Source organism: Streptomyces sp. NPDC102279, from assembly GCF_044766365.1.
In the GTDB taxonomy this organism is placed as follows: domain Bacteria; phylum Actinomycetota; class Actinomycetes; order Streptomycetales; family Streptomycetaceae; genus Streptomyces.
The window spans coordinates 427,648-439,566 of sequence record NZ_JBIWLU010000010.1 but is presented as its reverse complement, the minus strand read 5'-3'; the positions used below and the strand labels follow the sequence as shown (position 1 = coordinate 439,566).

At 71.7% G+C, this 11,919-nt stretch carries 10 protein-coding genes; 4 read left to right on the top strand and 6 right to left on the bottom strand.

The annotated features are described in order from the left end of the window. From ACIRQH_RS27170 to glgB, 3 genes are all read left to right on the top strand, one after another. Positions 1–111, top strand: a 111-nt coding sequence (locus ACIRQH_RS27170; protein ID WP_355875933.1) for an alpha-glucosidase C-terminal domain-containing protein, incomplete at its 5' end; no start/stop codon positions are given. 110 nt (positions 112–221) lie between these two features. Then, the gene (locus ACIRQH_RS27165; protein ID WP_358819370.1) at positions 222–1,658 is read left to right on the top strand and encodes a maltokinase N-terminal cap-like domain-containing protein; all 1,437 of its coding nucleotides are present in this window, start codon (positions 222–224) and stop codon (positions 1,656–1,658) included. 49 nt (positions 1,659–1,707) lie between these two features. After that, the gene (gene glgB, locus ACIRQH_RS27160; protein WP_404227195.1) at positions 1,708–4,215 is read left to right on the top strand and encodes a 1,4-alpha-glucan branching enzyme; all 2,508 of its coding nucleotides are present in this window, start codon (positions 1,708–1,710) and stop codon (positions 4,213–4,215) included. Positions 4,216–4,285: 70 nt separating this feature from the next. Here the strand turns inward: glgB and ACIRQH_RS27155 are convergent, their stop codons facing one another. The 4 genes from ACIRQH_RS27155 to ACIRQH_RS27140 form a co-directional block, all read right to left on the bottom strand. Continuing rightward, positions 4,286–6,541 (bottom strand): HelD family protein, encoded by a 2,256-nt coding sequence (locus ACIRQH_RS27155; protein ID WP_388867055.1) that lies wholly within the window; start codon positions 6,539–6,541, stop codon positions 4,286–4,288. Positions 6,542–6,733: 192 nt separating this feature from the next. Then, entirely contained in the window at positions 6,734–7,066 is a 333-nt protein-coding gene (locus tag ACIRQH_RS27150) for a thioredoxin domain-containing protein (RefSeq protein WP_358819372.1), read from the bottom strand. Beyond that, positions 7,063–7,491: a MerR family transcriptional regulator gene (locus ACIRQH_RS27145; RefSeq protein ID WP_358819373.1), complete on the bottom strand. Its 429-nt coding sequence runs from the start codon at positions 7,489–7,491 to the stop codon at positions 7,063–7,065. The genes ACIRQH_RS27150 and ACIRQH_RS27145 overlap by 4 nt, the downstream gene beginning before the upstream one ends. 65 nt (positions 7,492–7,556) lie before the next feature. After that, complete coding sequence (locus tag ACIRQH_RS27140) at positions 7,557–8,078, bottom strand: Lrp/AsnC family transcriptional regulator (protein WP_388866504.1); 522 nt, start codon at positions 8,076–8,078, stop codon at positions 7,557–7,559. Positions 8,079–8,203: 125 nt separating this feature from the next. On the opposite strand from ACIRQH_RS27140, the gene ACIRQH_RS27135 reads away from it, so the two are divergent. Then, positions 8,204–9,106 (top strand): NAD-dependent epimerase/dehydratase family protein, encoded by a 903-nt coding sequence (locus tag ACIRQH_RS27135; protein ID WP_388866506.1) that lies wholly within the window; start codon positions 8,204–8,206, stop codon positions 9,104–9,106. A gap of 56 nt (positions 9,107–9,162) precedes the next feature. Here the strand turns inward: ACIRQH_RS27135 and ACIRQH_RS27130 are convergent, their stop codons facing one another. Together ACIRQH_RS27130 and ACIRQH_RS27125 are read right to left on the bottom strand one after the other, a co-directional pair. After that, positions 9,163–9,927: a DUF2127 domain-containing protein gene (locus ACIRQH_RS27130; RefSeq protein ID WP_355875579.1), complete on the bottom strand. Its 765-nt coding sequence runs from the start codon at positions 9,925–9,927 to the stop codon at positions 9,163–9,165. A 161-nt stretch (positions 9,928–10,088) separates the two neighbouring features. Continuing rightward, positions 10,089–11,876 (bottom strand): MFS transporter, encoded by a 1,788-nt coding sequence (locus ACIRQH_RS27125; RefSeq protein WP_404227221.1) that lies wholly within the window; start codon positions 11,874–11,876, stop codon positions 10,089–10,091. Positions 11,877–11,919: the final 43 nt, after the last annotated feature.

Here is an 11,919-nt window from a genome sequence, read left to right as displayed (position 1 = left end):
GTCGAACTCATCGGCGGCGTCCGCTTCCCGGCCATCGGCGAACTGCCGTACCTGCTGACCCTCGCCGGACACGGCTTCTACTGGTTCCGGCTGCGGACGGACGCGGTCTAGAAGCTGCGGGCGGGGCGGTTTCCACCGCCCCGCCCGGGGCACCCATCAGGAACACCCCCGACTCGCCCGGTATCCGGGAACCCGGGCACTGGGGAAAGGACGCGACGCCCATGTCGGAAGCCGTAACCCACTCCGCCCCGGCCCCGCTCGCACGCCCCGAGTTGCTCGCGTCGCTCGATCCACTGCTGCGGGAATGGCTGCCGCGGCAGCGCTGGTTCGCGGGCAAGGGGCGTCCGGTGACCGGATTCTCGCTGGTGGCCGCGGTGGAACTGCTGCCGCCCACCGCCCAGTTGGGCCTGATCCATCTGCTCGTGCGCGCGCATCAGCCGCTCACCGCGGCGCACGGCGCGTCCCCCCAGCCCGGGGACTGCTACCAACTGCTCATCGGTGTGCGCGACGTACTGCCGCCGCATCTGGCGCCCGCGCTGATCGGGCACCTGGGGGACGGGCCGCTGGCCGGCCGCACGGTGTACGAGGCGCTGTACGACCCGCGCCCCGCCGGTGTCCTCCTGGAGGCCCTGCGCACCGGGGCCCGCGTCGGCGACCTGCGCTTCGAACGCGACCTGCGCCAGGAGATACGTGAGGACCTCGTTCCGCGCCTGGTCACGGCGGAACAGTCCAACTCCTCGATCGTGTACGGAGATACGTTCATCCTGAAGCTGCTGCGCCGGATCGTGCCCGGGGTCAACCCGGACCTGGAACTCCCGCTGGCACTGGCCCGCGAGGGCTGCGCACGGGTCCCGGCGCCCGCGGCCTGGATGCTCGCCGACCTGGACGCCGAGACGTACGTGCTCGGTGTCCTCCAGCCCTTCGTGCAGGGCGCGGCGGACGGCTGGGAGCTGGCGCTGCGCGAGCTGGCCAAGAGCGAGGACTTCACCGCCGAGGCACGGGCCCTGGGCCGGGCCACCGCCGAGGTCCACACGTCGCTCGCCCGGGCGTTGCCCACGGTGACCCTGGGCCACCACCAGATGGCGCCGCTCGTCGACACGATGACCGAGCGCCTGGAGGCCGCCGCACAGGCGGTCCCGGCCCTGCGGCCCTACGCGCCCGGCCTGCGCACCGCGTTCGAGGCGCTGGCGGACCTGTCCGCCGAGGGCCGTACCTGGACCGCGCAGCGCATCCACGGCGATCTGCATCTCGGCCAGTGCCTGCGCTCGCCCGACGGGGAGTGGTCCCTCATCGACTTCGAGGGCGAACCGTCCAAGCCGCTCGCCGAACGCCGGATGCCGCAGCCCCCGGCCCGCGACATCGCGGGCATGCTGCGCTCCTTCGACTACGCGGCCCACTCGGTGCCCCCGGCCACCGGCTCCCCGCGGGCGGAGGACTCCTCCGAGCCGTCGGCGTCCGGCTGGGCCGACGCCTGCCGGGCCGCGTACTGCGCCGGGTACGCCGAGGTCTCCGGACTCGACCCGCGCACGGACCCCGTCCTGCTGCGCGCCTTCGAGACGGACAAGGCGGTGTACGAGGTCGTGTACGAGGCCCGGCACCGCCCGGACTGGCTGCCGGTTCCGCTGGCGGCGGTGCGGCGGCTCGCCGCGTCGTCCTGAACACCCCCTGTGCCGTGACTCCGTTCACCCTCCCGAGGAGGCCCTGCCCGTGACGCCCCGCCCCCCGTCCGACGACAGTCCGAAGAAGTACGGCTCGAAGAAGCCGGATGCCGGGAACAAGACGGCGGCCGAGAAAGCGGTGTCCGGGAAGACCGGCACCGGCAAGAAGGGCTCCGCCAAGAAGGGCTCCAAGAAGGGCGTGAGCGCCATGGCGAGGATCCCGGAGTCCGCACTCACCGAGAGCGGTGCCGGCCTGCCGGACGGCGGTTCGGACTCCCCCGACGCCGGACCCGGCCGGGCGGACAGCGGTTCCGGTCTCCCGGTGGACGGCCTCGACTCCGGCTCCGACTCCACGGAGGCGGCTCCCGTCTTCGCCGGGGTCGACGCGGCCGACCGTGAGCGGCTGCTGAGCGGCACGCACCACAATCCGCACGGGGTGCTGGGGGCCCACCGGTTGCCGGGCGGCATCGCCTTCCGGGTCTTCCGCCCGTACGCGCTCGGCGTCACCGTCGTCACCACGGACCTGAGGGCCGAACTCCAGGACGACGGCGGCGGGTTCTTCTCCGGACTGCTGCCGCTGCGCGCGGTCCCGGAGGCCTACCGGCTGCTCGTGACGTACGAGGACACGGTGGTGGAGGCCGAGGACGCGTACCGGTTCCTTCCGTCGCTCGGCGAGCTGGACCTGCACCTGATAGGCGAGGGCCGGCACGAGGAACTGTGGAAGGCGCTCGGCGCGGAGCCGATGGAGCAACAGGGCGTCGCCGGAACACGGTTCACGGTGTGGGCCCCGAACGCACAGGGGGTCCGGGTCGCCGGCGCCTTCAACTTCTGGGACGGCACGGGGCATCCGATGCGCTCGCTCGGATCCACCGGGGTGTGGGAGCTGTTCGTGCCCGGGGTCGGTGAGGGCGAGCTGTACAAGTTCGACATCACGCGCCCCGACGGTTCCCACACGCTGCGCGCCGACCCGATGGCCCGCCGTACCGAGGAGCCGCCCAAGACCTCCTCGGTCGTGCACGCGTCGCACCACGTCTGGCAGGACGCTCGATGGCTGGAGAAGAGGGCCGAACGGCCCGCCCACGAGGCGCCGCTCTCCGTCTACGAGGTGCATCTTCCGTCCTGGCGACCGGGGTTGACCTACCGCCAGCTGGCGGACCAGCTCCCCGCCTACGTGACGGACCTGGGCTTCACGCACGTCGAGCTGATGCCCATAGCCGAGCACCCCTTCGGCGGTTCGTGGGGCTATCAGGTCACGGGCTTCTACGCGCCGACCGCGCGCCTGGGCACCCCGGACGACTTCAAGTACCTCGTCGACGCCCTCCACCAGGCCGGTATCGGCGTCCTGATGGACTGGGTTCCGGCCCACTTCCCGCGCGACGACTGGGCGCTGGCCGCCTTCGACGGACGCCCGCTGTACGAGCACGCCGACCCGCAGCGCGCCGACCACCCCGACTGGGGCACCCTGGAGTTCGACTACGGCCGCCGCGAGGTCCGCAACTTCCTCGTCGCCAACGCCACCTACTGGTGCGAGGAGTTCCACATCGACGGCCTGCGCGTCGACGCGGTCGCCTCCATGCTCTACCTCGACTACTCCCGCGAACCCGGCCAGTGGAGCCCCAACGAACACGGCGGCCGGGAGAACCTGGACGCGGTGGCGTTCCTCCAGGAGATGAACGCGACGGTCTACCGCCGCAACCCGGGTGTCGTCACCGTCGCCGAGGAGTCGACGGCCTGGGACGGTGTCACGCGGGCCACCCATCACACCGGTCCCGGCGGCTTCGGCGGGCTGGGCTTCGGGCTGAAGTGGAACATGGGGTGGATGCACGACTCGCTGGACTACGTGGCCCACGAGCCGGTCCACCGGAAGTACCACCACAACGAGATGACGTTCTCGATGGTGTACGCGTACAGCGAGAACTACGTGCTGCCGATCTCCCACGACGAGGTCGTCCACGGCAAACGCTCGCTCGTCTCCAAGATGCCCGGCGACTGGTGGCAGCAGCGCGCCACCCTGCGCGCCTACCTCGCCTTCATGTGGGCCCACCCCGGCAAGCAACTCCTCTTCATGGGACAGGAGTTCGCCCAGGGAGCGGAGTGGTCCGAGGCGCACGGGCCCGACTGGTGGCTTCTCGATCCGGCGTACGGCGCCGAGGCAGACCACCGCGGTGTGCGCGACCTGGTCCGGGACCTCAACACGGTCTACCGGCACGATCCGGCGCTGTGGGAGCGGGACACCGACCCCTCCGGGTTCGCCTGGGTCACCGGTGACTCCGCCGACGACAACGTCTTCGCGTTCCTGCGTCACGCCGCCGACGGCACCCCGCTCCTCGCCGTCTCGCACTTCTCCCCCGCCGTCCGCCACAACTACCGTCTCGGCGTCCCCGAGGACATCCCGGCCTGGCACGAGGTCCTCAACACCGACGCCCTGCGCTACGGCGGCAGCGACGTCACCACCTCGCACCCGGTCAAGCCGGAGCCCACGGCCTGGCACGGCCGTCCGGCCAGCATCCAGCTGACACTGCCGCCGCTCTCGACGGTGTGGCTGCGGCCGGCCTGACCGACGCGGCGCGTCCCCCGGCGGTGGGACCGCCGGGGGACGCGTCGTGCGGGCCGGGTGCGACCGGCCGTCACTCCAGTCCGGCGTCCCGGAGCGACACGGGCAGCTCGCCCGTGTGCAGGATGCCCAGGGACTGGGTGGCCCGGGTCAGCGCCACGTACAGGTCGCTCGTGCCGTACGACGCGGGGTCGACCACCAGCACGGAGTCGAACTCCAGGCCCTTGGCCTGCCGGGGGTCGAGGAGGACCACCGCGCGGGTCAGGTCAGGCTCCTCGCCCGCGGTGACCCCGTCCAGCCGGGCGGCGAGCGCGGTGTGCAGGGTGCGCGGCGCGATCACCGCGAGCCGCCCCTCGGCCGGGGTCAGCTCGCCGACCGCCTTGGCCACGGCACCGGGCACGTCGTCCCCGGCGTCGCGGGCCCAGGGACGCACTCCGGTGGAGCGGACGGAACGGGGCGGTTCGAAACCGGGGCGCTCCGACCGCAGTACACCGGCGGCGACGTCCATGATCTCGGACGGCGTGCGGTAGTTGACGCCCAGGCGGGTGTGCTCCCAGCGGTCCCCGACGTACGGGGAGAGGATCTCCTCCCAGGAGCCCACGCCCGCCGCCTCCGCGGTCTGCGCGGGGTCGCCCACCAGGGTCATCGAGCGGGCGGGGGTGCGCCGCATCAGCAGCCGCCACGCCATCGGCGACAGTTCCTGCGCCTCGTCGACGATGATGTGTCCGAAGGCCCAGGTCCGGTCGGCGGCGGCCCGTTCCGCGGCGCTGCGGTGGTCGTCCTCCTCGTGCCGTTCGGCCATCCGCTCGGCGTCGATGATGTTGTGCGCGGACAGGACCTCGGAGTCCTCCTCCTCCTTGTCCTCGAACTCGTACGTCCGGGAGGCGTAGGAGACGTCCAGCACGCCCTGGGCGTACGCGATCTGGGTGCGCCGCTCCTCGTCGGCGAGGGCCCGGGTGATCCGGTCGTCCTCACCGAGCAGTTCGGCGGCCTCGTCGAGGAGGGGGACGTCCGCGCCGGTCCAGTCGTCGGGTCCGGTGACCGGGCGGCGGATCACCGCCGCGTCCTCGTCCGTGACGTGGCCGCGCGGGTCGGCCAGCAGGTCGGCGACCAGCCGCTGCGGGGTCAGCCGCGGCCACAACTGGTCGATGGCCGACCACACTTCGGGGTTCTCGGCGAGTTCCTCGCGGATCTGGGTGATGTCGCTCGGGTCGAGCAGGTTGGAGCCGTCGAAGGGGTCCGTGCCGATGCGTTCGGCGAGCATGTCGGTGAGGGTGTTGAGGATGTGCCCCTCGAAGTGCTCGCGGGCCACGTTGTGCGGCAGCTCCGCGGCGCGGGTGCGGTCCCGGGCGACCTGGACGAGACCCGCGTCGAGCATCAGGATGTCCCGGTCGTGTTCGATGGCGATCACGGGGTCCGGGAGCCCCTGGCGGTCCTGGACCGCCCGGGCGAGGACCTCGGCCATCCCGGCACGGCCCTTCACGGCGGCCGCCTCGGGGGTGTCGGCGGCGGTCGCGTGCACACCGGGGAAGAGTTCGCCGACGGTCGAGAGCAGGACGCCGGTCTCGCCGAGCGAGGGCAGCACCTCGCCGATGTAGCCGAGGAAGGCGGGGTTGGGGCCGACGATGAGGACCGCCCGCTTGGCGAGCAGTTCGCGGTGCTCGTAGAGCAGGTAGGCGGCGCGGTGCAGGGCGACGGCCGTCTTGCCGGTGCCGGGGCCGCCCTCGACGACCATGACGCCCCGGTGCGGGGCGCGGATGATCCGGTCCTGTTCGGCCTGGATGGTCTGCACGATGTCGCTCATCCGGCCGGTGCGGGCCGAGTTGAGCGCGGCGAGCAGCACGGCGTCGCCGGTCGGGTCCTCGTGGCCGGTGCGCTCGCGGTCTCCGAGGTCGAGGATCTCGTCGTGCAGGTCGGTGACGTGCCGCCCGTCGGTGGTGATGTGCCGGCGGCGGCGCAGGCCCATGGGGGTGTGGCCGGTGGCCAGGTAGAAGGGGCGGGCGACCGGGGCCCGCCAGTCGATGAGGATCGGGGTGTGCTCGGTGTCGTCGGCGCGGATGCCGATGCGGCCGATGTGGTGGCTGACCGCGGGGGTGGACGCGCCCTGTTCCGGGGACAGGTCGATCCGGCCGAAGCAGAGCGAGCCGTCCACGGCGTTCAGCGCGGCGAGCAGCCCCGAGCGCTCGGCGACCAGGACGTCCCGTTCGAGTCGGGCCTGCATGGGCGTGTTGCCCTGGGCGAGGGCGTCCTCCACGGAGGCCTCGGTGACACCGCGCAGGGCGTCCACGCGTGCGTACAGCCCGTCGATGAATTCCTGCTCATGCCGCAGTTCATCATCGGGGAATTCTGTGTGTGAGCCCTTGTTTGACAATTCCGCTCCCGCCCGGATATACTCTGCATCGTGCACTTCTTTGTGACTCGATGTTCTGAAGTCGCAAAGCATTGAATATACGCAAAAGAATCCCCCGGGCGCAATTGCCCAGGGGATTTTCTGTGTTCCGGGTGGGATGTGCCGACGGGATCAGAGCGCGTCGGACACCTCTTGGAGCAGTCGCCGCTTCGCGCGGGCGCCCACCATCGACTTCACCGGTTCCCCGTCACGGAAAACCATGAACGTCGGCATCGAGAGCACTCCGTAGGCGAGTGTCGTCTCCGGATTGGTGTCCACGTCCAACTGGACGACGCGGAACCGGTCACCCTCCTCGAAGGCCAGCTGGCTCAGTACCGGGCCCATCTGCCGGCACGGTGGACACCAGTCGGCGGTGAACTCCACCAGGACGGGCAGATCCGCCCCGATCACCTCCGCCGCGAAGTCCGCGTCCGTCACCTCGGTCACGCCTGCCGCTCTGATCATCGTGTCCGCCCTCCCAGCTCGCATACGGGTTCCGGACCGCCCGGAACCAGCGCGTCGGCCGCCAGCTCGTCACGGGCCCGCTCGGCCCGCGTCAGCTGCTCGCCGACCTGTGCGCGCACCGACCGCAGTTCGTCGATCAGTGCGTCGAGCTCGCCGAGCTTGCGGCGGTAGACCTCCAGGGAGGCGGGGCACGCGTCGCCCTCGGGGTGCCCGGCCCGCAGGCACTCCACGAAGGGCCGTGTCTCCTCCAGGTCGAACCCGAAGTCCTGGAGCGTCCTGATCTGCCGGAGCAGCTTCAGGTCGTCCTCGCCGTACGTCCGGTACCCGTTCTCGCCGCGCCGCGCGGGCAGCAGCCCCCGCGACTCGTAGTAGCGCAGGGTCCGTGTGGTCGTCCCGGCCCGCGCCGCCAGCTCGCCGATTCGCATGCCCCGACGGTAATCCTTGACGCCGACGTCAAGGCAAGCGCCGGAGGGCGGTGCCACGCCGAATGTCAGCGGGCGACGGGCGGCAGCAACGGTTTCCGGTCCACCGGGGACGACAGGACGATCGACGTCGTCGTCCGCCCCAGCGCGGAGGCCTGTTCCAGGACGCCCTCCAGATGGATCGTGTCCTCGACGGCGACCTTCAGGATCCAGCAGTCCTCGCCGACGACGTGGTGGGCCTCGATGATCTCGGGCCTGGCCAGCAGTTCCAGGGTCCGCGGATGTCCGAGCGTGTAGCCGCCGTGCGGATTGACGCGGATGAAGGCCTGGATGCCGTAGCCGAGACGGGGTGCGGACACATGGGCGCCGTAGCCGGTGACCGCACCCGCGCTCTCCAGTCTGCGCACCCGCTCGGCGACCGCCGCCGGGCTCAGCCGGACGCGGCGGCCCAGCTCGCTGAGCTTGATGCGGCCGTCACGCTGGAGCAGTTCCAGGATCTGCCGGTCCAGCGCGTCGAAGCCCACCGACGTTCCGGTGGCGGCGGCGCGCGTATGCCGTGGTTCCTTCGGTGTGACGGCCGGATCTCCCATGTCTCCCCCTTCAGGCATTCCCCCTGCAACGAGAGAATTATGACCACGGGCCGCTCGGCCGTGGCCGAGCGGTACTCGGTACTCGGTACTGGGTGGACAGTGGAACGGGAATGCGGGAGGGCGACATGCGGGAGATCTGCGTCATCGGCGGGAACCGGTATTTCGGAAAGCGCCTCATCGACCGGTTGACGGCCGCGGGAGACCGGGTCACCGTCGTCAATCGCGGCTCGTCGGCACCGCCCGCCGGGACGGTCCATCTGATCGCCGACCGCAATGACGAGGACTCCCTGGAGAAGGCCCTGGGGTCACGGACGTTCGACGTCGTCGTGGACCAGGTCTGTTACACACCGCGGCAGGCGGAGATCGCCCGCCGGGTCTTCGCGGGGCGCACCCGTCGGTACGTGATGACGTCCACCGTCGAGGTGTACGAGTACGAGGACGCGGCGGCCCCGGTGGCCGAGGGCGCCGTCGATCCCCGCACGGTCGCCGTCGATCCCGACCTCCCCTGGGACGACCCGGAGTTCCTCGACGCGCACTACGGCGAGGGCAAGCGGCAGGCCGAGGCCGTGTTCGCCGCCGACCCGGTCTTTCCCCATGTGGCCGTGCGCGTCGCCCATGTCCTCGGAGGGGACGACGACTTCACCGGCCGCCTGGAGCACTACGCCGAGCGCGTCCGCACCGGCGAGGCGATCGCCGTGCCGCCCGTCAACCGCCCGGCGACCTACATCCATGTCGAGGAGATCGCCGACTTCCTGTTCTGGGCCGTCGGTGAGAATTTCACCGGCCCGGTCAACGCCGCCTCCCACGGGCCGCTGACCACACGGGAGTTGTGCGACGCGATCGCCGCGCACCTCCCCGAGGGCCGGACGCTTCTGCGGGCCGTGGAGGCGGGCGAGGTCTCCCCCTTCTCCTTCAGCCGTTCCTACGGCATGGACAACTCCCGTGCGACGAGGCTCGGTTTCGCCTTCGGCGACGCACGGGAGTGGCTCCCGCGGGCCGTCGCGGAGACCCTCGGGAAGGGCGACTGACCTGCCGCGGAGGCGCGCGGTGACCAGTCGGCGTGAGGGTCCTCGGGGCCGGGAGGTCACACCATGACGCCGGCCGACTCCTCGACCTCCAGGAGCGATGCGCTCTGCCGCTCCGCCTCGAAGGCCCGGTGGCCGCCGCGCAGGCCGAACAGTCGCTTGGCCAGGGCGATGTAGAGCACGGCGAGGATGTTCAGGACCAGGGTGGCGATCTTCAGCCAGCTGATGTGCTCGGTGAGTTCGTAGATCTCCAGCGGGAGGAACGCGGCGGTGGCGACGACCGTGAGGTACTCCGCCCAGCGCCTGGCGTACCAGAGGCCGACCGCCTCGACGATCTCGATCAGGGCGTACGCCACCAGCAGGACCGCCACCAGCAGCAGCGTGGAGTGCTTGTAGCCGAACGTCTTCTGGATCGTGCCGACCACGGGCGAGTGGTCGAGGTCGTAGTGGAAGTGCCGGAAGACGGGCCGGAAGACGTCCAGGTACTCGTCGAAGAGCCGACGCACCGCGTCCTGGCTGTTGCTGAACCTCCACACCGCGGCGGCCACCAGCACGATGAACACGCCGCGAACGGCCCGCTCGATGGCCAGGAAGCGCAGGATGAACAGGTCGCGCAGCACCTTGCCGCGCGGCACGAGCGGCGCCTCGTCCGCGGGGCCCGAGCCGTGCGGGTCGCCGAGCGCGAAGTCGCCGCAGCGCAGACAGCGCCAGGCCTCGCCGAGTCCCGTCTCGGCCCGCAGCCGCTCCCGCAGCACCCCTTCGTCGGGCGCGTACGTCACATGCCCGCGCCGTGCACAGGTACGCCGGTCCCAGTCGATCTTCATGCTCGCTGTCCTCCGCAGAACGTGCCGTGCCGTACCGGTCCGTCCGGCACGGCATTCCAGGGTGTGTCCGCAAAGTCTCGCCTGCCCGGCGACGCCCGACACACCCTGGTGCACGGTGTACGAGACGGCGCCGGGCGGGCGGCGGTTCCGGGGCGGCGGGATCAGCGGCCGGCGTTCCCCGCCGAGGCGGCCTCCTGCGCCGACTCGGCGACGTCGACTCCGTGGCCGGCTTCGGCTTCGGCGTCCGCGCCGGCCTCCGTGTCCGTCCCGGCTTCGGAGTCCGCGCCGGCCTCCGTGTCCGTCCCGGCGTCGGAGTGCTCCAGTGACTCCGCGTCGGTCCCCGGGTGACCCTTGCGGGGCAGCAGCACGGCGACCAGCACCGTGCCGACGCCGAGGACCAGTGCGCCGACGAGGCTGGTGTGCGCCACCGCGTCCGAGAAGGACGAGCCGACCGCGTCGGTCATCTGCCGTGCTCCGTCCGCGAGTTGACCGGCCTGCGCCTTCAGCTGGGCGGCCTGCCCGGCGTCCGTCGTCTGCGCCGCCTGCTCGCCGAGCTGACGGGCCTTGTCGCCGATGCCCTGGGCGACGGCGTACCCGGCGCCCACCGAGTCCTGGGCGGTGGACAGGGCGTCCGCCGGCAGCTTGCTGCCCGCCGTCGCGTCGGTGAGGTGCGAGGAGTACGAGCCCGCCAGCACCGAACCGAGGATCGCGATGCCGAGCGAGCCGCCGAGTTCCAGCGAGGTGTCGTTGACCGCGCCGCCGACGCCCAGTTCGGCCTCGGGGAACGCGCCCATGATGGCGTCCGTGCAGGGCGACAGGGCGAGCCCGATGGCGAGGCCGAGGATGACGAGCGGCAGCACGAAGTCGCCGTACGACGAGGCGGCGTCGACCCGGGTGAGGAGCGCGAGGGCCGCCGTCCCGCCGACCATGCCGGCGGTGACCGTGATCCTCATGCCGACGCGCGGGGTGAGGTACCCGGTGAGCGCCGAGCCCACGAAGACGGCTCCGGCCAGCGGCAGCATCCGTACGCCGGTGTCCAGGGCGTCGTAGCCGAGGACGAACTGGAGGTGCTGGGTGAGGTAGTAGAAGGCGCCGAAGACGGCGAGGAAGAAGAGGGCGACGGCGAGGTTCGAGCCCGCGAAGCGGCGCTGCGTGAAGCGCCGTACGTCGACGACCGGGCGCGGGTGGCGCAGCTCCCACAGGACGAACAGGAGCAGGCCCGCGCCGGCGACCACGGCGGCGGACACGGCCTTCACGCCCCAGCCGAAGTGCGGCCCCTCGATGATCATGTAGACCAGGGAGCCGATCCAGACCACGGAGAGCAGACCGCCCACGTAGTCGATGCGGTGCCGGTGCGCGGCCCGGGACGGCGGGACGAGGACGAGGGCGCCGACGATGGCGAGGACGGCGACCGGCACGTTGATGAGGAACGTCGACGACCAGCCGTGGTGCTCCAGGAGGGCGCCCGCGACCAGGGGGCCGGCGGCGATGGCGAGGCCGGCGGTGGCGGTCCACAGGACGATCGCCTTGGCCCGCTCGGCGCGCGGGAAGGTGGCGGCGAGCAGGGAGAGCGTCGCGGGCATGATCAGCGCGGCGCCGACACCCATCACGGCGCGGGCGGCGATGACGCCCGTGGAACTGTCGACGAGCGATCCGGCGACCGCGCCGCCGCCGAAGACGACGAGCCCGAGGATGAGCGCGCCGCGGCGGCTGCACTTGTCGCCGATCGCGCCGAGCAGCAGCATCAGCGCGGCGTAGGGCACCGTGTAGCCGTCGATGACCCATTGCAGGTCGGCGCTGGACAGGCCCAGGTCCTGGGTCATGTCCGGGGCCGCGACGGTGAGGGCGGTGTTCGCCATCACGATGATCAGCAGGCTCAGGCAGAGCACGAGCAGCGCCCACCACCGCCGTGCGTAGGGCCGGTCCATCCTCTCGACCGGTTCGTTCATGACGAGACGCGTGGCCACGGTCGCCCTCCTCCGTCGTCCGGAG

Bases quoted from the DNA above. Each gene is read 5' to 3' on its own strand.
- ACIRQH_RS27165 (WP_358819370.1), top strand. From the start codon at position 222: ATGTCGGAAGCCGTAACCCACTCCGCCCCGGCCCCGCTCGCACGCCCC.
- ACIRQH_RS27125 (WP_404227221.1), bottom strand. From the start codon at position 11,876: ATGAACGAACCGGTCGAGAGGATGGACCGGCCCTACGCACGGCGGTGG.
- ACIRQH_RS27130 (WP_355875579.1), bottom strand. From the start codon at position 9,927: ATGAAGATCGACTGGGACCGGCGTACCTGTGCACGGCGCGGGCATGTG.
- ACIRQH_RS27150 (WP_358819372.1), bottom strand. From the start codon at position 7,066: ATGATCAGAGCGGCAGGCGTGACCGAGGTGACGGACGCGGACTTCGCG.
- ACIRQH_RS27135 (WP_388866506.1), top strand. From the start codon at position 8,204: ATGCGGGAGATCTGCGTCATCGGCGGGAACCGGTATTTCGGAAAGCGC.
- ACIRQH_RS27140 (WP_388866504.1), bottom strand. From the start codon at position 8,078: ATGGGAGATCCGGCCGTCACACCGAAGGAACCACGGCATACGCGCGCC.
- ACIRQH_RS27145 (WP_358819373.1), bottom strand. From the start codon at position 7,491: ATGCGAATCGGCGAGCTGGCGGCGCGGGCCGGGACGACCACACGGACC.